Source organism: Bacteroides timonensis (genome assembly GCF_000513195.1).
GTDB classification, from domain to species: Bacteria; Bacteroidota; Bacteroidia; order Bacteroidales; family Bacteroidaceae; genus Bacteroides; species Bacteroides timonensis.
The window spans coordinates 130,906-153,698 of record NZ_CBVI010000001.1 but is presented as its reverse complement, the minus strand read 5'-3'; the positions used below and the strand labels follow the sequence as shown (position 1 = coordinate 153,698).

Here is a 22,793-nt window from a genome sequence, read left to right as displayed (position 1 = left end):
GTTATCATTCAGGAATGTCTTCTTCTTTGTCATCAACCTCCTTTTCTTTCGGGTCATTCTTACCACGTAAATATACGGATGGAGATACTCCGAACTGTTTTTTGAAGCATTTGCTGAAATAGAATGGGTCTTCGATGCCTATCTTGTAAGATACCTCTGCCACTGTATAACGATTTTCAAGTAAAAGCTCGGCAGCTTTCTTCATGCGGATGATACGCATGTATTCATTGGGGGAATAGCCGGTTATTCCACGTACCTTGCGATAGAAAGTGGAACGTCCCAGTCCCATTACTGAAGCAAGGTCATCTACGGCGAATTCGCTATTACTAATCTGTTCTTCCAGAATAACCTGAAGCTTATCGGCAAATTGTTTGTCTTTCTCTGACGTACAGATAGCAGGAGTAATCATTCCCGGATCATCCGAGAATTTCTTCCGTAACTTTTCACGTTGCTTTATCAGCTGGAATACTCTTGCCAGCAATAGCTTGGGACTGAATGGTTTGGTGATATATGCATCCGCTCCGCTTTCCACGCCTTTCAGGTGATTTTCTGCCGAGCTCATGGCTGTTAATAATATGATGGGGATGTGGCTGGTGTCGAAATCATTTTTAAGCTTTTGGGTAACTTCGAAGCCTGTGGGTCCCGGCATCAGTACATCACAGATGATGAGATCGGCATCGTATGTACGTGCACGTTCCAGACCGGAAAGGCCGTCTGCTTCAGTAACAACTTCAAAATAAAGTTTGAATTCTTCTTTCAAGAATTCGCGTACGTCGTTGTCATCCTCTATGATGAGCAATTTGTACTGGTTCGAAGGCTCTTTTTTCTTTGTTACATTTACTTCCAGGCTTTTTTCTTCTTCATTACTTTCCGGTTTATATGCTTTCTCTTCCAGAAAGGCATTGTGAGGAATCAGGAAATCTTTTTCTTCATATACACTGATGTCGATAGGGAGTGAAACAGTGAAAACAGATCCTCCTCCCTGGTTCTCATCATAATTGATAGTCCCTTTATGGACATTTACCAGTTCGTGTGTCAGATGTAGTCCTATACCTGTACTATTGCTTGAAAAGTTACTTTGCATGAAGCGTTTGAACAATTCTCCCCGTTTTTCTTTGGCAATACCGATTCCTGTGTCAGCTACAGAGATTTCCAAGCATTTTCTGTCCTCATCGACGATAGCTGAAAGGATGACTTTGCCATTGCTCGGGGTGTACTTGAAGGCATTGGACAGGAGATTGTAGACAACTTTGTCCAGATTCCCTTTGTCGATGAACATCTTGTAGGAAGCCGCTGAAGGCTGGAAGCGGAAATCCATATTCTTGGATGTCGCAGTATCCTTAAAACTAAGGAATATTTCATGAAGAAAGCCCATGACGTCTGTTTCTTCCAGGGAGAGGGCAAGTTTGTTGTTCTGCATCTTCCGGAACTCCAACAGTTGGTTGATGAGACGGAGCATGCGCTGGGTGCTCTTGTTCATCACCTTCAGTGAATTGACCATTTCCTTGGGGACTTTGTCTATGCTCTGTATCTTTTCCAATGCTCCTTGAATCAGGGTTAGGGGAGTGCGGAATTCGTGTGAGATGTTTGTGAAGAATACGAGCTTGTATTCCGTCAATTGCTTCTCTACCTGTACTTTGTTGCGCAGGAGGTTGAAGTTGCGTATCAGTCTGTAGGTGATGTACAATATGACTGTCAGCAAGAAGGCATAGATAAGGAATGCCCAAGTGGTTTTCCAGAAAGGAGGAGTGATGGTAATCTTCAGAACAGCTTCCTGATCGCCCAAGATGCCGGTGGCATTGCAGATTTTTACGTGCAGACTGTACTTGCCCGGTGGTAAGTTCTTGTAGGATGCAAAGCTGAGTGGAGAGGGGCTGCTCCATTCTTTGTCATAGTTTTCCAGTCGATAGGTGTAGGTGTAGCTGTTGGTCTTTGAATAATCGAATGTGGTGAAGTCTATTACAAATGATCTCTGAAAGTGCTTCAGTTCTATTTCGTCGGTGTACATCATGGCGCTGGAGAGTGGGGAGTCGGGGTCGCCCGGGCGCATGGATATTCCGTTCACCTGAAGGTTGGTGAAGGTGATTGAGGAATTGAGTACAGGATTGTTTCCCATTTGCTCGGGGTTGATGACCAGCAAGCCGTAGTTGGTACCGAACAGCAGACTGCCGTTTTTGCTGACGCACGAGCTATTGTCACTGTAGACGTTACCCAATGTATAGGCTGAGAAAAAGTAATTGTCGAAAGCTTGCGTTTCGGGATTGAAGCGAGAGATACCGTATTCGGTGGCAATCCATAGGTTGCCTTGCTTGTCTTCAGCGATGGCTTGAACCATATCGTTGACGAGGCCGTTACTGGTGCCGTAATGCTTGAAGGTAAGGTTGCGGTAGTCGGTGCCGGGAATGCACATACTGAGGCCGCCACCGGAGGAACCAATCCATATCCGGCCCCGGGTGTCCTGATAGATGCACTTGATTTCGTTGCTGCGCAGTTTTCCGTTGTTGTAATTATAGGTCAGATAGTTTTGCGGGTCAGCTTGCAGGGAATCGGGGGAGAAGACGTAGACTCCGTCACTATTTCCTACCCATATCCAACCGCTCGAGTCTTCGATGATGGTGCGTGTGCGGCGTTGTCCGAAAGTTTTAGTGAAAAAGTGGCGGAAGGTGTATCCGTTGTTCTCTTTGATGGCAAGGTCCAATCCGCCGCCGAAGGTGCCTATCCACATGCGGTCTTTGCGGTCGCAGTAGAGGGTAAAGATATGGTTGTTACTAATGGAATGGGCATCGTTGGAGTGGTTGACATACCATTTTTCGCCAATGCAGAGACCTTCGCCACGGCTACCCATCCACAGGGTGCCGTTTAAATCCTCAGCCATGGCGTATATGTTGGAGTTGTAGTGAACTTCTTTTTTCTGTGTGTTGATCGGCGGGTCGTAGGTATAGACACCACCACCACGGGTACCGATACAGATGTCATCGTTCTTGAGGCGGGTAATCATGCGGACGGTATTGGAGCGGTCGGACAGGGAGATGGCTTCGGGGTAAATGCGTTTGATGCCTTCGTTCAGGATAGTAAGGCGGGCGATGCCGGTGTATTCTGAACTGACCCAGATGGCACCGGAACTGTCTTCCATGATGTATTGCAGATAGTTGGAGCTGATATGGCTGAAGCCGTCAATCTGGAAGCCGAAGTGCTGGAGTTCTTCTGTGGTAGCGTTGTAGGCGAAGAGTCCGTTGCCGTAGGTGGAGATCCAGATAATGCCCCGGGAGTCGTGTACGATGTGGTAGCGTTCCATGTCCACATAGTTCAGTTTATCGGGAGGGGAGAGGCGGAAGGTTTTAACGGCGCGGGTAGTGGCGTTGACGTACCATACCTGGCCGGTGTTGTTGTAGATCCAGAAGTCCCCCCGGTTATCCGTCAGCACGTTGCCGTTACGGATGTCGAGTTCCGGGTGGCGGCTGACGTGTTGGGTCTTCATATCGAACAAGTAGCCGCCGGTGTTGGTGAAGATGACCCACTCGTTTTGCAGGCGGAGTGTGCCATACAGGGTGATGCCGCCTTCGCCACGTGGCAGGCGGGCGGAGGTTGCAGTGGGTGCAGTACCACTCTTACGGTTGATGATGCCATCGGTAGAGAGAAAAAAGACATCTTTTTCGAAGTTCTGTGCGGCAAAGGCGTTGTTGTTGTCGACAATGACAGTCTGTGCACTGCTGACGAGGGCCACACCGTGGTCAGTACCTATCCAGATGTTGCCGTGCGGGTCGGGATAGACATAGGCTACGCTGTCCGAAGGTAGGTTTCCGCTGGATTTCTTGTAGGCAACGGATGAAAAATCACCATTGTGGTAGGTGATGAGGCGGCAGCCGTTGTGACTGTTCCACAGCCATATATCTCCATTGGGAGCTTCGGCCTTGCGATCGTAGTGCTGGCGGTATTCGCCGCGGCCGGTGAAGTCGACGAAACGTTCTGCCTTCAGGTCGTAACAGTTGAAGAATTCACCGGAGGTTTCGAGCCACAGGAAGCCGTTACGGTCTTCGCTGATGGAGCGGACGTGGTTGGAGGAGAGGGAGAGGCGTCCGGGCTGAGTATCGCCTTCGGGCAGGAGGGTGATGAAGGTATTGCCGTCGTAGCGACTGAGTCCGTTCAGGGTTCCCATCCATATAAACCCTTTGCTGTCCTGGAATACATAGCAGACGGAATTATTGGCAAGCCCGTCGGCGGTAGTCATATGGGTAGAACGTACTTCTACAGAGGCTGAGGTGTTAAGAATGGAGAGCAATAAGTACAGGCACACGAGTGAGAAGTGCTTTTTCATATTTCATAGATTTTGGTATGTAGCAAAAATAAGGAAAAAAGCGCATTGAAGACTAACTTCAATGCACTTTTAAGGTTTATTCCATGTGGAATACCTCGGGCAAGGGTATGGTTACCGGAGAATTATCCGGATTTACTTCCATGATGTCCGCCATGTAATCCCACCATTTTTGTACAATGGGATTGGTACCCATATCCTGCGAGGATTCTTCACCCCGCGTCTTCTGGCAGGCAAAGAGGATGTTGGTGTCGCGGTCCCAATAGATGGAGTAGTCATATACTCCGCCGTCGGATAACATCTTTTTCAGTTCGGGCCAGATGGCTGCATGTCTTTTCTCGTATTCCTTTTCGAAGCCGGGCTTCAGGAACATTTTAAATGCTTCTCTTTTCATGATATATTATTCATTGAGGGTTAATCGGGTTTACTGACACTGAAGATCGGTGCGGTAGTCTTCTGTTCAGTATGGTAATACTGAATGGCACTGTCGTTCATTTTAGGATGCTGTTTATTCAGCAGGTTGATCATTTCAGCTCCTGCCCAGATTACAGGACCATAGCCGTGTGCGGCATACACATTGACCGGGCGGTAATAGTAGAATGCAGGGTCGAATGCCATTCCGGTGCCCACACAGGTGCCTTCTACCTGTCCTTCTGCATTGATCTGTGTAGAAACTGCATGCCAACCGAGCTGCGCTACGGGACCGTAAGCCATTGCATCGAGCCAACCTTGGTTGATGGCGTGGGAGATGCAGTAGACATAGATAGCAGTTGCTGAAGTTTCCAGATAGGAATCGTTACGATCTAACAGTTGATGCCAGAATCCTTCGCCACTTTGAAGAGCAGCCAGTCCGCGGACGTGTTCACGAAAGAGGTTCATGAGCTTTTCACGCTGGGGATGGTTGGCCGGCATTACGTCCAGCACTTCGGTCATGGTGAGCAGCGCCCAACCGTTGGCACGTCCCCAGAAGAAGGCCGGATGATCCCCCATACCTTCTACCCAACCGTGACGGAAGAGTTTCTTCTCGGGTACCCACATACGTTCGGCAAATTGGAAGATTTGGCGAACGGCTTCGGCCAGATATTTGGACTGTTCTTTATCTGCCATACGAGAGTACCAGGCTACGGGAGGAACGCCCATGAACATATCATCCAGCCAAAGCGTGTTGAGTTGTGGACGGATGCGGGCAAAGGTTCCGTCGGCAAGGCGGTATTCTTTGTTCAGAATGAAGTCGAGATAATTATCTATCAAAGGATAGAGGTTGAGAGATTTATCCTGCAATTGTGCCTTAATCATAGCAGCACATACGGCACCGGCATCGTCAAGTGCATGAGGCGTCAGGATTTGCTTCATTTGGGGGTCGGCAGTACCATTCTTTTCGAGCAGATTACGAAAATGCGGAGCCACTTCGGCGAGAAACTTGAAGCGATCAGTAACATATTTCATGTAAGCTGCGTCTCCGGTGGCTTCGGCAGCTGCCATCATAGCCGAATAAGTAACTCCCCACTCATAACTGGCCAGGCGGAAGGCGCCGCGTTCCAATTGGGCGTCGGCAGGCAGGTTACTATAATCAGTGATAACTTTTCCGGTCTTCTCACTGACCACACGGGTATGAGTAGTCTTTTCCAGATAACGGAGAATGCGGTCGATGTCGGTTTTTACTTCAGTAGTAGAAAGAGCTTTATAGGGTACTTTATACTCCGGTTGCAACAGGTGCAGCGGGGTGTTGGAGTCATTGATAGCTTCCTTCTTTTTCTGGGCATAAGTGCCGATGCTGAGTAACAGTAAGGTGCCTGTCAGGCAGAATGTCTTTATGTTCATACTTTTAAATACTACATTATATAATTACTTTTTAAATTCATATCCTCTGAAACTTCCTTTCAGATCAGGTCCGAAATAGAAACCGGGCTGTGTCGGTTGGTTGTATGCTACGTTTTGTGTAGCAATACTGATCCTGTAAACCGGATCTTCCAGGAAAGTATGGAAACGGTAATCAGTTGCTATGGGCGATATGTAGAGGCGTAGTGCCGTATTGTCTTCCGTGCGCAGCAGCACTTCTTCGCGCCAGTCACCCAGAATATCGCCTTGCAGGCAGGGAGTTGCTTTGGTTCCGTTGTTCGATACAGCACCTTCGAATGTGACGAGCGGTTTGCAGACGCCGGTTTCCCAATCGTACTTGGATACCACATTCTTGTTCAGCAATTCACGGAGTAAATCGCCGTCCCACCACACAGCCATATTGGCAGAGAATGTTTTGATATTGGGATTGACTACTTCTCCCTTGATATTGCGTAGCCCTTTCGATTCCCACGACCACATCTCCACGCCGGGGTTCGTCGGGTCGATATCGGCGGCCATGCAACGGCCTACGTCTATTCTGCTTTTCACCTGAAACAATACTTTTCCTGTTGCTGCATCGCGGAAGCTGGAACCGTCGCGCTTGTTTTCATGGCAATCCCAAAGCTGAAGTCCGGGCATGTCAGGCGAGAACTTCGTCAGATGCATAGCATCTCCGTGTCCCATTCCGGTAGAGTAAAGCCCTTTACCATTATTATCGATGGCGCAGGAGCCATATATAATTTCGTCACATCCATCCCCATCTACATCTGCTATACGGAGGTTATGGTTGCCTTGTCCTGCATAAGCCTTGTATTCCGGGGTATTACTGTCGAATATCCAACGTTGTTTCAGTTCTTTTCCATCCCAATCGAAAGCTGCAAGTACAGTGCGGGTGTAATATCCGCGGCACATCACTACACTGGGATGGATGCCATCCAGATAGGCAACAGCTGCCAGGAAACGGTCGCTTCGGTTGGCGCGGTTATCTCCCCAATCTGCCAGATTTCCGCGTGCAGGAACATAATCGATAGTCTGCATAGCGGCACCTGTGCGTCCATTGAAGACGGTGAGGTACTCATTACCCTTCAGGATGCGACCTTGATTGGCAGGGGTACCCGGTTCGCGATAGTCGGCCGCGGCATCCCCAATCACTTTACCTTTTCCGTCGATGGTCCCGTCAGAAGTCTTCATGATGATCTCCGCACAGCCGTCGCCGTCGAAATCATATACCATGAATTGAGTGTAGTGCGCACCTGCACGGACATTGTGTCCCATATCAATGCGCCAGAGCCGTTCACCCGTCAATCGGTAGCAATCGAAAAGGACATTTCCAGTATAGCCGTCATGGGCATTATCATGTGCGTTCGATGGATCCCATTTCAGAATAATCTCATATTCCCCATCCCCGTCGACATCACCGATAGAAGCGTCATTGGGTATATAGGTGAATGCTTGTCCCGAAGGGGTGACCCCATCCGCCGGATGGTCCAGCGGAATATTGATGTATCCTATAGGCGCCTTCGCCGGCAGTGTATAGTTGCCCTCGATATGCCCTGTTTCCACACCGTTTACAACGGGTTTTACGGTGTACGTAGCTGCTTTCTTTCCTTTATAGGCATCCCGGTAGAAGGTTCCCGTTGTAGCAGGTACTTCAGCTATCTTCTTTCCGTCCCGATAGAGGTTGAACGCTGTGTTCTCGGGGTCGGACGAGAGGTATCTCCAGGAAACAGCTACTTCTGCCGGGTTCTCACGGATGGCTACTACACCACGACCCAACTTTTCCTTTTGTAGCTTTGAATAATCATAAGCCGGAGCGTTCGCCGCGTTGCGGAAGCGGCCGTACGTCACGTTCTCTTCCGTTACATTCTCTACGTTATGTACGTTCTTGATGAATTTCGTAACTTCATCGGCATGCACGTTCTTTATAACGACGTTCTTTGCAGGCAGTTTGGCATCACCTTTCAGATCGTAGATGGCCTCGGTGCGTTCACAGGCCACGTTAGTCATGTACAGACCATCGATACGGGTGATACGTTCCTCGTAAGTAGGCACCAGATTACGCCATTGGTAGAGTACATCCGTATCAATTTCGAGTACACGCTGCATCTTGCCTGCTTTCACATTCTCCATGTGGATGTTTTCGATGAAACCTCCCCGGCGGTGATTCGTTTTGGCAAAGAAGAGGCGGAACACGGAGTCTGGTGCTGCGCAATCGTGCATATATACGTTGCGTATGCCACCCGACATTTCGCTACCGATGCCCAGTAATGTATGTCCTTTTATAATGTTACAGTTACGGATTACAATATTCTCACATGGGGTATCCAGCCGCCAGGCATCCTGGTTGCGTCCGGCTTTAATAACAACCGCGTCATCTCCCTGATCAAACTTACAATCTTCTATCAGGAAGTTCCGGCTCATTTCCAGATCGACACCATCGTTATTGTGTCCGTGGGCATATACGTCCAGATTGCGAACAATACCGCCATCGCACATATACAAATGTATGGTCCAAAAGGGGCTTTCACGAATCTTGAACTGATCGAGCAAGACGTTCTTACATCTGTTGAAGTGTATCAGGTGCGGGCGAAGATTATTTTCTCCTTTCGCCATCTGTCTTTTTTCCACCGGAACATCCGTTGAGGCCATTGTGTAGAGTTCTGCAAGCGCATCCATGTGTGGTTTGGGGCGTTTAAACCATTTACGCCACGTGTCCATGATGGGTTGCAGTGTTCCGGTTCCGGTGATGGCTACATTTTCACAGTCGAAAGCATACACCAAAGGAGAATAGTTGTAACATTCCATACCTTCCCATGACGTCATCACGGCAGGCAGATAGTCTTCCGGATTGTCTGTGAAGCGCAGTATGGCACCGTCGGATAAATACAGGTTCACATTGCTCATCAGATGTACGGGGCCTGTAAGCCACTCGCCGGCAGGAATCACTACACGGCCGCCACCGGCGCGATTGCATGCCTTGATGGCCTTAGCGATGGCTTTTGTATTTATAGTTTTCCCTCCTTTTACTGCTCCATAATTTGCGATGGAAAAATCACGGTTGGGGAAAATAAATTCCTTTATCGGCTCCATGGCGAAAGGTGCGTTGACGGCGACAGCCTTATATTGGGGAGCAGGTATAGCACCCGATAAGCCCAGCGCAATCACTGCAATGGCAGCTATGCCGACCAAGGATTTAAAACAAGGTTTTTTCATGATATATTTTGTTTTTCATTAATTGCAAAAATACGGCTTAATACGAAATATTTCCATAGAATACTATGCAATATGCATGGAAAATCGTGCAAATTACTTGTCCATGGGAATCACTTCCTGCATGTAAATGGCATCCAGACTCCACAGGGCGGCATCGTTTGTGCTGATACTGGTACATTCGTCCAGCGGGGCAGGCACCTCGGGTGGAAGTAGGGTTGTGATACGGAAAGGCGGTGCCGGCGTGTGCTCCAGTCTTGTGAACAAATCCGCCCAAGCCTCCTTTGCCATTTCCGGGTTGCGTGTATGATAAGCGGCATAGCCCATCAAACGTGAAATGCGAAAACGGCTACGGTTTAGCTCCCATGCCTTCTGTTTATAACGTATCGTATAATCTAACCAGGCATCTTTCCATTCGGGTAGCTCAATCATCCGGAGCATTTCGTTCATCACCTCGAAGCCACCCATGATACTCATTAAGTGGTTAGTACTTTCCAGTTTGGGGTCGCATTCACTACTGATGATACCGGTTGCAGGATCAAAGCCAAGCGCTTTGGGCCCTGTGAAAATCCGATTGGGCAGGGCGGTGATACTCTTCATGCCGGTAATGATTTTATCGCGGTAAGCCACATTGCGAGTGCGTTCCCATTCCGTCATCCAGTTTCCAGCGTATGCCAGCCAGTCGGGACCAATGCGCAGGCGGGCGGGGGCAGTGCAGGGATATTCGCTACGCGGTTGTGCCAGACGCATAGGGTCCAGGGTATAGAGTTTCTGTTCGGCGTCTTTCACCTCGGTCATGAGGTCCCCACAGCGTTCGTCCGTAGTGAGATAATAGTAGAAGCGATTCCAAGCGGCCTGACTGATGCGTGCTTCTTTGGCGCCACATCCCCAATGGCTGACGTTGTGACGACTACCTAATCCGGCATTCTCCCCTATGTGGTAGACATCTACCTCGGCTGTATGGCGGGTCATAGCCTCTGCCATGTGCCAAATGTCCGCACGCCCTGTGCGCAGGAAATTATACCAAAGCCACATATTGGAGGCCAGTTCTGTATTGTCCCAAGCAAAGCCTCCGATATCGTATCGCCAGGTGTGGCGAACAGGGTCATACGCATGCATGACATCACCGTAGTTCCAGAAACCATACCATTTGTTCTGTTCGATGGCCTTTTTGTAAAAGTTAATATAGGCATCCAGACGATCTTCCACCCGGCTGCGGAATGGAGTACTGCGATCCGGAAGGCTCCAGATGCCAAAGGCTTGCTGTGCGTGCAGGTATTCGGGAGTAGGCATCAACACACCTGGTTCCGAAAGTTGCTTGGCACGGTCGGCAAAAGCCTTCTTCCCGGCGTATCCTCCCTGCGGGATCAGGGTGAGCGTAGTAGTGCGTGCAATTCCATAGGGTGTGCTCAGACCTTCCTGAACATCCTCGTAACTAGCGTTTAAATCGTGCGCTACATTATCGTAGTGGCGCAAATCCATGGGCTCGGCATCGGGGCTCCATAGCCAGGCGGTAAGGGTAGCTACGGGAGTCTTCGTCTCGGAGATTTCGATGGCCGAAGGATAAGACTGCCAGAAGTCGTGCAGGCAAAGCCCTAGTCCACCGCTGACGTCGCCGGCAAAGGTATATCCCTCACTGCGCGTGCCGGAGAAGGTGCCTATCCAGGGATTCGTGTCATTGGCCCGTTTACGGATGGAGAAAGCATCTGCAGTGAGCTGAGACAGGCGGTAGGTGTTCCACGATGCCCAGTTGTCCAATAGCGAGCGATTTTTTTCATCAAAAGCTTCATAAGGTGGGATGCGTTTCCCTCCCATCTGTTGTTGTTGCAGGGAGGCTTTCTTATCCTTGCCGGAGTTTTTATCCGTCGCATCCTTGCCGGAGTTTCTGTTCGCTGCGTCGCCCAGAGTCAGTACGCGGCGCCCCACTAACGGCTGTACGGGTTCGCTCCACACCCCGCCGTCAGCGCACGAGAAGGCTATGTGGCGGTTGTAAAGCGCTTCGCGCATAGGCACGTCGAAGCGGACGCCTAAGGCACGAATGAAATCCTGGTTCTGGTCTCCATCGAACAGGAAACTATGCACCATCTTCATCTGTTCACTTCCACTATAGAAATAGAGACGTACCACAAAGGGTAGCCATTCGCGTCCGTCTTTATTCTTATGTACGCCCTCCAGTTTTATCAGCGTACGTATAGAGCCGCAACGCTCTACCGTTGCTGATTTCACTTCGCTCACATAGTTACTGAAAGATACCTGCGAAGTGCTTTCAAGAATGGGCGTGCTTTGTGTGCTACATATCAGGCGTGTTTTTTCGCCCACCTTCACCCCTTTATATAGCAGACTGTCTATTAGGAATTCACCTTGACGGGGAATGTAAGCCGAAATCACTCCTGTTTCTATCAGAATGTTCCGGGGCATCTCGGTGACGGAAACGGATGCTTGATCGTTGGTTTTTGTTGTTCTTGCCTTTTTTACCGACTTCTTTTTTGCCAGTTCTAGTGTCGCTCCCTCTGTTCCGGCGGGGATAACGCCTGCTACTCCGCTCCATTTCACCGAACCGTCCGGCCAGTAGGCCAGCGCCCAAGTGTCGATCGGTATGTTTTCACCATTTACGGTGGTTAATTGTAAAGTGCTTTCAGGAGAGATTTTGCCTTTCTCAAAAGGCACACCGAAGCTGACCGCTTTGTCCATTTCGGGAGTGCCGCCGATCCATTGCAAAGGCACAACGGAGGTTTCTTGCAGTGAGCACTCGTAGCGGAAATTGGTAATGCGGGTACGCGATAGGGTGGTACGGAAGCCAAACCAACCTTCAGTCAGTGGTTTGGCATCCCTGAAATCCACCAGACGCTTTCCGTCTATATAATAACTAACCCTATTATTCTCGTTCGTAATTTTAATATGATACCAGTGGTTCGCTTTCAGTAAATGCTCTGCATCGGTATATTCTTTTAAGATCACAGGGCGGGCCTGAGGATCGGCGATGCCTGCTTCATTGCCATCATAGCGACGGAAGCGTGTGGTGGAGTTGTGATTCCCGCCATATCCCAGATAATAAAGCTGCAGGGAGTAGCAGTTCAGGAATATTCCGTTGCGCCATTTCTCGCGTTTCCATAAGTTGTCCGGATGTTTCGGGTCGGAAGCCATCCAGAAGCAATTTAAATCACTCAGGCGGTCTTTTCCCGTTTCACTGACTACGCAGGCATCGTATTCAATGGTGACTTTGCCGCTCATCTTTTCCTTTCTCCAGAGAGTTAGTCCTTTGGGAGAGACTATCTCAACTGTATCTCCCCGGAATGTTACTTTGTAATCGGGCGATTCCGACTCCACTTTCCAGAATTTGTGAAACTGGCGGGCATTTAAGCCGGAAATCAGGTTGTTTTTCTCCTCATAGGATTGAGAAAAAGCGTATATACTCCCGCAAAGCAGGAGTATATACATAATAACCCAGTGTTTTATATAATAATTCAATCTTATTGCCATAAGTTTTCTTTAAACTCTATTTCCACAATGCGTAATTCGTGCCTGGTTTTGTCTCCATCCTTAGCTTTATATAAATCCAGTTCGTTGGCGACGGGAGCAGCTACCTCGACTATTTGTCCGAAGGCGTCCCCTTCTTTACTTGCCCCTTTCAAGCGAATGGTAATCTCGTTGGTCAATACAGGTTTTACTTTCAAATGAACATATCCCAGACTTTTTTCAGTTTCTCCGCTCCAGATCAGTTCATCACCTGCATAGATTTCCAGCGGATAACTGCGCAAACGCCATCCGGTCAGTTTCAGGCAAACTTCATCCACTCGTGCGGCACGTTCCAATTGGTAGGTGATCCAGGCTGTATTTGCCCTTCCGTCATTTTTCCACTCGCTCAATTCGTTATCATCGAAACTATTGATAGTGTTTTCATTATTTGCACCGGCGGCAGCGGATAAGATGCCAACATCTACTTTCGTATCCTTATAAGAAGGTGTTAATGGAGTTTCCCCACGGGTTAATCTGCCTTCCAGTTCATTGCCGGGGATATAGTTGCTTAATCCATCTTTTACTTCTATTGGCGATGATGAGAAGCTGATCTCAGCAGATTTCAGTCCCTTGGCTTTTGCAGTCACGCGAACTGTACCGGCAGTTGTCAGAGAGCGGATGAGTGCGCGGTTGATGCCACATTCTACCGGCAGATCTTTTGAAAGAATAAAGTTGTCTTTTCCCTGTGCGATACCACCACGCCATTCGGCGGGTCCTTCTACATCGAAATGTATCAGGTCATTGGCCAACGGACAACGTCTGCCATCTTTATCCATTACTTCTACCTGAAGCAATACCATATCCGCACCGTCTGCTTTCCATCCATTAGGGCTCTGAATCAGGCTCAGCTTTATTTGCTCCGGTTCACCGGCTGTCTGTAAGTGGGTACGGCAGCATTCTGTTCCGTTTTCATCATAGCCCACTGCTTCCAATTTACCGGCTGCAAATGCTACATTTTCAAAAGTATATAAGAAATGGTGGTCTCTATTACCATATCCTAAGGATGTTCCATTCAGGAACAATTCCACTTTCTCTGCACTGGAAACTACATAGACCGGTTTCACTGTACCTTCTTTATAATTCCAATGGCCGATGATATGGATACGTGGATTTTCTATATCTACCCAACCGTCCCACATCACCTGATGCGCAAAGAAAGGATCTTTGGGAATGCGCATGGCATCAGTTACCCCACTACGACGATAATTCTCTACCCCGCGGAAATGAGTATTGGTATCAGAGAAGATGATCTTTACTCCACCTGAACTAACACGATCCCCGGTTCCCGGGCGTTCACGCCAATAGTCGAACCAGCGAATTATATTTTCTATCGTAAATGAATCCTGATTATGATTGTAAGCGCGTGCGTCTACTTTCTTCTGGATTTTATTGGTTGCGGCGGATTTGAAAGAATTGTTCCCTTCTCCATTCTTATGATAGGGGTAAGAGTATTCGTCCCAATACTTGCGCAATCCTTCATCGCGGCAATATTCCATGGCCCACATCGGGTGATGTTTACTCTTATTGATATAAAGCATTTCTCCGCCATATTCGGCTTCGCGGATATCAAGCATTTCACGTGAACCGATGGCACGGCCGCCATGAGGGTCATATTTATCGCGTATCGCTTTCATCTCTATCATGTGTTCCCGACTGATAGACTCATTTCCACATTCGTAAAACAGGATACTCGGGTTATTACGGTTGTAAATGATGGCATCACGCATCAGTTCAGTCCGTTGTCCCCACTGGCGTCCTTCACGGTCTTTTTCTGCATCACCGGCTTGCATTGCCTGGATCAGCCCCACTCGGTCACACGATTCAATGTCCTGTTTCCATGGAGTGATATGCATCCAGCGAACCAAGTTGGCATTATCTTCCACCATCAATCCATTGCTATAGTCACTCAGCCATGCCGGAACGCTCATTCCTACTCCCGGCCATTCATTACTGGTACGTTGGGCAAACCCCTTCATCTGGATTACGCGATCATTCAGCCATATCATACCTTTCCCAAAGCGAGTTTTGCGGAAACCTGTCCGGGTAGCTACTTCATCTATCTTTTTACCGTCTGCCCATAAACTTGTTTTTACGGTATACAGATAGCCATATCCCCAACTCCAGAAATGTAAACCATCCACCTCCGCGGCTGCTTTTAAGGTTACTGTTTCTCCGGGTTTCACTAAAGCCTGAGTACCGTCGAATACTTTGATTGTTTTGCCGTCACGGTCTATCAACTCAACTTTATAGGCCACTTGTTTGGCACGTTTGTGCTCATTCTTTATCTCGGATTCCGCATGAATCACCGCTTTGCGGGATTTTACACGAATGTCTTCCGCATAGATATAGACACCAGTGGTTTGCAGATTGCTGTATAGAGGCAGAGTCTGATATAATTTATCTGTAACATGTAGCCATACATTCTTAGGAATACCACCATAATTGGCATTGAAGTTACGGTCGCTCCACTGATATTTCGTGTCGGTAGCGCGTTCCTTGTAGTTCCAGTCATTATCAATGCGGAGGGCTATTACATTTTCCTGTCCGTATTTTATATAAGGAGTCAAATCGAAACCAACAGCCATCGCACCATTCTCGTGCAGGCCCAGATATTGACCGTTAATGTAGAAATCAGCTCCCTGACGGACACCTTCGAATTCTATAAATACCTTTTTATCTTTACTGCCGGCGGGTAAACGGAAGTGTTTACGATACCACATCACTGTATCCGTCAGTTGGTCGATGCTTAAGCGAAAAGCTTCATCTTCATTAAAAGCGCGGGGTAAAGTGACTTTTTTCCAATCCGTATCCTGAAAGCGTACTTGTTGGGCTTCAGGAGTATCACCAACGGAAAGTAACCAGTCGGAATTGAAGTTATATTTATTGCGAGCATCTGATGCTGCTACATACTGGCTTATGGATATAAAAGCCAAAAGGAATAAAAGGATTCTATGTTTCATGGTTTATTGTTATCAAATTAGTGTGAAATAAACGAAGTAATATCGACCATCATCAGATTCAAACGCTTGCCGTTTGTGAAGTGCCCGGATTGAAAAAGTACTTTTGTGCCGTCGGGACTGAAACTTGGGTGTGCATGATCCGGTTTCATTTTGGTGTCCGAAACCAGCCAATGGCGTTGACCGGTCTGTACGTTGATGAGCCAGACATTTCCTCCGAAGGTGTCACCCGCTGCCCAACGATTGTCGCGACTTGCATTGCAATGCCAGAATCCCCGTCCGGTAAGTTGTCCTTCTATGGCTTTGCGGTCTTTATCCAGTTCTACCTGACCTACTAATTCCACATCATCGGTGTGAAGATTGATACGGGCAATGCCACTAACTTGTTTACGAAGGCGAGGCTGAAAACCCAGGATGTTGAAATAAACATAGTCTTTGGTTGCAAAAGTTTCGTGAGTGACCCAGTCTAACGGAGTCTCTTTATAAAGAGGCTTGAAGACCGATCCGTCTGCTGTACAGAACCACATCCGCTGGTGTGCATCACCACCGGTTTCATTACAGAAAACGATTTCTCCTGGAATAAAACGGCTGGCTTGTATGTGTCCTGTTTTAAATTCAGTATCGATAACTTTGGTTACTTCGCCGGTAGCAAGGTTCATTTTTCGGATGCCACAAAGAGATGGTTTTATTTTTACCGGCTGGTTACTTTCCGGCAAGAATGCATTTTTCGCCATGCGTTCTTTTTCTTCTTCTGTTCCTTCACGTTCCACGGTGATATATGCATAGTCATCGTTGCAATCTATGGCATATCCTCCGGGATGTCCCATGTTTGTGGGAAAAGTACCTAAAAGAGTTTCATAAGCGGCAGGTTTTCCTACCTTTCCTTTTTTGATGTCTGCGAAGAACTTATCCAGGTTCATGACATACAGATTCCAGTCTTCTTTTTCTTTTCGGCTGATGAACATACGGTTGCTCTTATTGGCCAGGAATGCACTGCCCAAATCCGGACCTTCCGTAGCCTGAATGATTTGGCCTGTTGCCATTTCTATAAAATAAATTTGTGTGGGAGTCCAACTGCGTTTCTCTCCGTTTGGGAGTGTACGCTCTATCTTTTTATCGTTTGCGCGACTGGATGACCGGAATAATAGATATTTTCCGTCAGATGTCCACATCGGGTCTGTCTGATAGAGGAAACGGTCGTTTTTTAAAGTGTCGGTAAGTATGGTAATGGTGTTTCCGGTTTCACGGTCTGTATAAGTCTGCATTTCGGATGCGGTACAATTACCAAACTGGGCAAACAGCGCTTTGCTGAAGCCGGCTAATACAAAAATGGTTAAACAAAGCTTTCTCATAGTATGTCATTTAAAAAAATTGATGTCACAAATGTATGCGTCATGAATGTAACAGGGAATAGACAAATATCCATTTATATGGTTATTTGTACAGATATACGGAAGAATATATTTGTTCTCCGCAATTTCTTACCATCCTTACTTCATATTTGCCATCCTTTTTCTACCCCTTTCGGCACATCTTTTGAGAGGGGTACAATGACTCAGGGATTGAAAGGCATTCAGTCCCTGAGTGAATTGCAGCACGCTATGACGTTACAAAGGCAGCTCCCTTGTGAGAGAGCTGCCTGCATAAGAACTTTTACAACTATCAAATCTGATTAATAGTCGGGATTTTGGTTGTATAATCCTGGTTTGATGTGCATTTGTTCGTCCGGAATAGGACATAGATACCAACCCTCTTTAATAGTACCGCCGCTACCCATCTTATCAGTTTCCCTGCGACGTTCAAACATCTTCTGGATGGTAGATTTCCAATCTCCCCAACGTACAAGGTCGAACCAGCGGATACCCTCGCCAACAAATTCCAAACGACGTTCACGCTTAATCAAGTCGATAACCGCACCATCGGCGGCACTGACAACGGCGGCACCTGCGCGTTGGCGTATCTTGTTAACGATAGCCAGCGCTTCGTCATTGTTACCCTCACTTGCGAGTATTTCAGCATACATAAGAGCAATATCTTCCATTCTGATAACAGGATAGTTGATTGGATAATTGCGATAAAGGTCGCTGCCTGTCATTACTTTCTGAATATCAGTTTCGCTGAAACCTAAGGCTGTACGTTTGGGTATAGAAGGCAGGAACTTGTAGAAGTATGCCGTACGCTCAACCTTCTCAGGCCTTAAATCAAAATCGAACGTTACATCTGCGTTACTTGCATCGGCATATTCAGGCATCTTCGGGTCAGGCCAGTTGCTGCCTGTGCCTGCGGGCCAATTACGCGATTCAATGGATGCTCCCCATCCGCGCTTGTCGGCTTGATTGTCGCGGTCGAACTCCGCCGCCAATGATATTTCAACGAATGCTTCAGCGGTAGATGTAGTGCGAAGTGATATATAGGTAGATGGGAATAGCTGACTCATCTCGAATGGCACGCCACAACCTGTAGCGTTAGTACGGTGCTGGAATGCGAAGATAGTATACTTGTTGTAAGTCTCATCATCGATAAACTGCCTTGTCCATTCGTTCATATCAGGTGCCCAATACTTGTTGAAATTAGGATAGCCTGCATAGTCGAGCACGGCTTTGAGTTCGCTCTTTGCCAATGCCTTTGCACTTGCGTCATTCACAGGATAGCCCGACATGGTCATATATACACGGGCAAGCATCGCTTGGGCGGCAAGTTTGTCGGCACGTCCCTGTCCTTTGAGGGATTTGCCTTCCGAGTCTTTCATATCTGCATCGTATGGCAGATTATCACGCGCAAAGCTGAGGTCGGGAATAACGATATTGTTGTAAACTTCCTTAGCAGTCGACTGCGGAACACTTGCAACCTCGTCAGGTGACATTGTCTTGTCGATAACAGGCACATTGCCATATAGTCTCGCCAACTCAAAGTATGCCCATCCGCGCAAGAAATGCGCCTCTCCAAGCACTTGTTTCTTAAACGCTTCATCGAACGTAGCTCCCGAAACTTTTTCGAGAATGACATTCGCATTGTAAATAACCGCATACCACTCGTTCCATACCGTATTAAATTCGGCGGCAGTTACAGGAGCTGTGAACACATTCAACTGTATGTCCGGACGTACAGCGTTTGATTCGACATTGTACCACATATTGTCAGAGCGTGTTTCTGACAACCAAAGAAACTCGTCGCGTGAGATCCAATGGAGTTTGGAATATAATCCGATAACACCTTGATTGGCTTGTGTCGGCGATTGGTAGAAAGTTTCGGCACCGAGTGCGTCGACAGGAGGCACATTCAGAAAGTCCTCGCAGGATGACACTGTTAGTAACAACATTGCTGTGAGCAACGCTATTCTATATTTTTTCAATATCCTTTTCATATTTTACTTTGTTAGATTATTAGAAATTGAGGTTAAAGCCAAATGTAATAGTGCGTGCTATCGGATAACCGCCATAGTCAAGACCCATACTGCTGCCGCTCATGCCTGAAAGACTGCCATTGTTAGAAGCTTCGGGCGAAAAACCGCCATAGTATTTATCCCATAAGGCAAGGTTTTCAACCGATATGAACAAACGTGCGCTTGAGAACAATTTGGATATCCCCTTGACGTTGTAGCCTAAAGTAACATTCTTGATACGCAGATAATCTGACGAATACAGGTAACGGCTGCTAAGCTGTGTTCTACCGCTCAATGGATTTGGAGTTACACCGTCGCCTTGTTCTGTCTCGCTCCACCAGCAGTTTGACCAACGATCCATAAGGTTAGAGTTTTGTCCACCGCCAGGGGCATCGATAGCACGACCTAATATCGACATAATCTTGCCTCCTGTCTGGGCTGTAATCAGCACTGACAAGTCGAATCCTTTGTATGAGAAACGGTTAGTCATACCGTAAACCATTGATGGAGTCGGACTGCCTAATATTTTACGGTCGGAATTGTCTATGTTACCATCTCTGTTGGTATCATCCAGACGAATATCGCCCGGAACCACCTTAGTACCCTCAATTTTAATATCGTTGCGCGTTTTCCCGATGGATTCGGCATAATCCACGATTTCTTGTTCTGTTTTCCAAACTCCAATTGCATCCCAAAGGAAGAATGAATTGATGGCTTCACCAACACGCAAGGTATTGGTGACGTTTGAACCTGTACCAAAACCGCGATCTATGGCACTGTCACCACCCAGTGAGATTACTTTGTTTCTATTATAAGAGAAGTTAAAAGAGGTGCTCCACTCAAATTCACCCGTTATGTTTTGGGTATTAAGTTCGATTTCCAAACCGGAATTGTCTACCTGACCGATGTTCTTCATTACAGAAGTAAAGCCTGATGCACCAAGAATAGGTACACTGTAAAGAAGGTCTTTTGTCGTTTTGGTATAATAGTCGACAGAGAGTTGGATGCGGTTATTCATAAATCCCAAATCCAGGGCAAGGTCTGTACTATATGCTTTTTCCCATTTTAAATCTTTATTACCCAAAGCGTTAGCCGCATAACCGGCATAATCGCCGTAAGAAGCGGTACTCAATGAAGTGTAAGCCACTCCGACACCTATGTTATTATTACCTGTCACACCATAGCTTGCACGCACTTTGAATGCATTCCACCAGTCAAGACCAAGCTTTTTCCAGAACTCTTCGTTAGCGATATTCCAACCTGCGGAAACAGCGGGAAACCATCCCCATTTATTGTTTGCGCCGAATACCGAAGAACCGTCCCGGCGAAGGCTGCCCGAAAACATATAACGACCTGCATAGTCGTATGACAAACGCCCAAAGAATGAAGCGAGATGTCTCGGAGTCTGTTGCACAACGGTAGATGCGTTGATGGGCCAAGATGTGGCATTGTTGAACGTATAATTGATATTGTCGTTAGGGAACGGTGACTTGTAGGTCTGATTCGTACTGTAGCCGATGCTCGATTGTTCTTGAGATGTGCCAATCATGGCTCCTACATTGTGTTCACCGAATGTCTTGTCGTAGTTGACGACAGCTTGCAACAAAGTATTCCAACGTACATCTGTCGCGTGCGACGAGCTTGAGTTATTTCCTTCCGCATTTGCCCAGTTGGCACCGTTCGCGGTGAAGTTATAGCCTTGAGCATCGCGGTTGTAATAATTGACCGAACCAGTGAACTCAACTTTCAAACCTTCCATAGGGAGTATACGCAAGTATGCGTCACCCTGCAAACGCATCATGTCGCGTTTATTGATATTATCCATGACAGCCCACGGACTTGACGCGCTTCCCGCCCACTGATACTTGCCGTTGCCTTGGGCATTGTAGCGATAACCCGCTTCAACTTCTCCGACAGGCGGTTGCGACACGAGCTTGTGGGTCTGGGCATCCTTTCCATTGGCATTGCCACCCCAAGAGTGAGTATATGTAGGAGCAAGATTTAATCCCACCTGAACATATTTGCTTAGAGAAGTGTCGAGCTTGGCACGTACGGAGGCACGGCGGTAGCCTGTATTGTAGGCCAAACCGTCTTGGTCGAAGTAACCGCCCGAAATCATATAGGTAGTATTTTCCGTTCCGCCAGAAATGCTGACGTTTGCATCTATCACCGGAGCTTCTTTGAAGAACTCATCTTGCAAGTTCATCAAAAAGAGCGGGTCTGAACTGCTATACTGCGGGTGAGCGGCTTGAGTGGCACTGCTGACATATTGAAACCAACGGGGATCCATATCCCATGTAGCGTTGAAAGAGGCGCCTGCACCTACATTTGCCTTACGTGTCGCGTTATCGTCGGTGATGCTGAATGTTTTGTCCGGATGTTTAGAGGCCTGAGCCATATAATTCATGTCACTGCGTTTGATGCGGAATTCCATCCACTCTACAGGATCCATTACTGCAAGTTCTTTTTCCAAAGACTGAATACCGTAATTGAAGTTTACGCTAATCTTGCGTGCACCCTTTTTACCGTTTTTTGTAGTTACCAGCACAACGCCGTTGTTGCCGCGCGAACCGTAGATAGCAGCCGAAGCGGCATCTTTAAGCACCTCGATAGAGGCAATGTCATTCGGGTTTACACCAAGAAGATCGCTTACAGGTACACCGTCAACCACATAAAGCGGGTCGGCACTTGCATTGATAGACGCTGCACCGCGAACGCGTATCTTCAACGCTTCGCCGGGTTGTCCGGTGACTGTCTGTACTTCAACGCCTGCGAGTTGTCCTTGCAAGGCATTCTCTACGCGTGCCATCGGGCGGTCTTCTATGCTTTTGGAGTCCATTTTAGAAACCGCGTTCGTCAATGAGCCTTTCTTCACCGAACCATATCCGATAACCACCACTTCATCGAGTAGCTCCATATCATCTTCAAGAACGATTTTGATGACCGATCTGTCCGCGACTTTCACCGATTGCTCTTTGTAACCTACGAACGACACTTTGAGAGTTGCGTCTTGCGGTACATTTGCGAGGGTAAACTTACCGTCCTGGTCAGTGATGACCCCATTGGCGGTACCCTTGACAACAACATTGGCACCGATAATCGGTTCTCCGGTTTGATCAACCACAGTACCCGAAACGGTTTTGCCTTGCGCAGCGGCTCCCATAGCCAATACCGAGAACAAAGCAATGAGGAATAGCCGTTGGAGTTTGTCCAAACGACTTAACAGACTTAAATTCTTGCTGTTTTTCATACTTTAATTATTAAGTTAAACAAATTGTTGGTTTTTCTATTTTTTTCAGGAGAATTAAAGTCTCCAATCTGTGAAAAAGTGTTGCAAATATATGTGCAAAGTATCAGAAACGTAATGTAGAATTGCTTTTAAACATGTCGATTTTGATCTTTTTAAACCAAAATAGCATCAAAGACTGTGAATAAAATCAAAATGATTAGTCCTCGTAGCATTTTGATTATTTCGGGCATTTTATCATCGGAATTGTTACTCTACTATTGCAGCGAGGAACCTATAAACCCTGTCGGAGCCGTATCAGAGAGGGATCAAAGCCCTACTTGCTCCGTA

9 protein-coding genes are annotated in these 22,793 nt (G+C 47.4%); all 9 read right to left on the bottom strand.

All coding sequences use genetic code 11. The features are described from left to right. Positions 1-4 precede the first annotated feature (4 nt). The 9 genes from BN161_RS00455 to BN161_RS00410 all read right to left on the bottom strand — a co-directional run bounded on the left by BN161_RS00455 (position 5) and on the right by BN161_RS00410 (position 22,466). Positions 5-4,315, bottom strand: a complete 4,311-nt coding sequence (locus tag BN161_RS00455; protein ID WP_044262095.1) for a hybrid sensor histidine kinase/response regulator transcription factor — start codon at positions 4,313-4,315, stop codon at positions 5-7. A 76-nt stretch (positions 4,316-4,391) separates the two neighbouring features. Further along, complete coding sequence (gene rhaM, locus BN161_RS00450) at positions 4,392-4,706, bottom strand: L-rhamnose mutarotase (protein ID WP_044262093.1); 315 nt, start codon at positions 4,704-4,706, stop codon at positions 4,392-4,394. Between the two features lie 20 nt (positions 4,707-4,726). Next, positions 4,727-6,133: a glycoside hydrolase family 88/105 protein gene (locus BN161_RS00445; RefSeq protein ID WP_044262091.1), complete on the bottom strand. Its 1,407-nt coding sequence runs from the start codon at positions 6,131-6,133 to the stop codon at positions 4,727-4,729. 24 nt (positions 6,134-6,157) lie between these two features. Then, entirely contained in the window at positions 6,158-9,364 is a 3,207-nt protein-coding gene (locus BN161_RS30895) for an alpha-d-galacturonidase (RefSeq protein ID WP_074435077.1), read from the bottom strand. A gap of 93 nt (positions 9,365-9,457) precedes the next feature. Continuing rightward, positions 9,458-12,799, bottom strand: coding sequence for an exo-rhamnogalacturonan lyase family protein (locus BN161_RS00435; RefSeq protein ID WP_044262380.1), 3,342 nt, complete (start codon positions 12,797-12,799; stop codon positions 9,458-9,460). A gap of 32 nt (positions 12,800-12,831) precedes the next feature. Beyond that, complete coding sequence (locus BN161_RS00430) at positions 12,832-15,837, bottom strand: glycoside hydrolase family 2 protein (RefSeq protein ID WP_044262089.1); 3,006 nt, start codon at positions 15,835-15,837, stop codon at positions 12,832-12,834. Positions 15,838-15,854: 17 nt separating this feature from the next. Then, complete coding sequence (locus BN161_RS00425; protein ID WP_044262085.1) at positions 15,855-17,186, bottom strand: PD40 domain-containing protein; 1,332 nt, start codon at positions 17,184-17,186, stop codon at positions 15,855-15,857. Positions 17,187-17,506: 320 nt separating this feature from the next. After that, positions 17,507-19,198 carry a RagB/SusD family nutrient uptake outer membrane protein gene (locus BN161_RS00415; protein ID WP_044262081.1) on the bottom strand — a complete coding sequence of 564 codons (1,692 nt, stop codon included), beginning with the start codon at positions 19,196-19,198 and terminating at the stop codon, positions 17,507-17,509. A gap of 19 nt (positions 19,199-19,217) precedes the next feature. Further along, positions 19,218-22,466, bottom strand: a complete 3,249-nt coding sequence (locus BN161_RS00410) for a SusC/RagA family TonB-linked outer membrane protein (RefSeq protein WP_044262080.1) — start codon at positions 22,464-22,466, stop codon at positions 19,218-19,220. Positions 22,467-22,793: the final 327 nt, after the last annotated feature.

Coding starts and splice junctions, on each gene's coding strand:
- BN161_RS00455 (WP_044262095.1), bottom strand. CDS start 4,315: ATGAAAAAGCACTTCTCACTCGTGTGCCTGTACTTATTGCTCTCCATT.
- rhaM (WP_044262093.1), bottom strand. CDS start 4,706: ATGAAAAGAGAAGCATTTAAAATGTTCCTGAAGCCCGGCTTCGAAAAG.
- BN161_RS00445 (WP_044262091.1), bottom strand. CDS start 6,133: ATGAACATAAAGACATTCTGCCTGACAGGCACCTTACTGTTACTCAGC.
- BN161_RS30895 (WP_074435077.1), bottom strand. CDS start 9,364: ATGAAAAAACCTTGTTTTAAATCCTTGGTCGGCATAGCTGCCATTGCA.
- BN161_RS00435 (WP_044262380.1), bottom strand. CDS start 12,799: ATGTATATACTCCTGCTTTGCGGGAGTATATACGCTTTTTCTCAATCC.
- BN161_RS00430 (WP_044262089.1), bottom strand. CDS start 15,837: ATGAAACATAGAATCCTTTTATTCCTTTTGGCTTTTATATCCATAAGC.
- BN161_RS00425 (WP_044262085.1), bottom strand. CDS start 17,186: ATGAGAAAGCTTTGTTTAACCATTTTTGTATTAGCCGGCTTCAGCAAA.
- BN161_RS00415 (WP_044262081.1), bottom strand. CDS start 19,198: ATGAAAAGGATATTGAAAAAATATAGAATAGCGTTGCTCACAGCAATG.
- BN161_RS00410 (WP_044262080.1), bottom strand. CDS start 22,466: ATGAAAAACAGCAAGAATTTAAGTCTGTTAAGTCGTTTGGACAAACTC.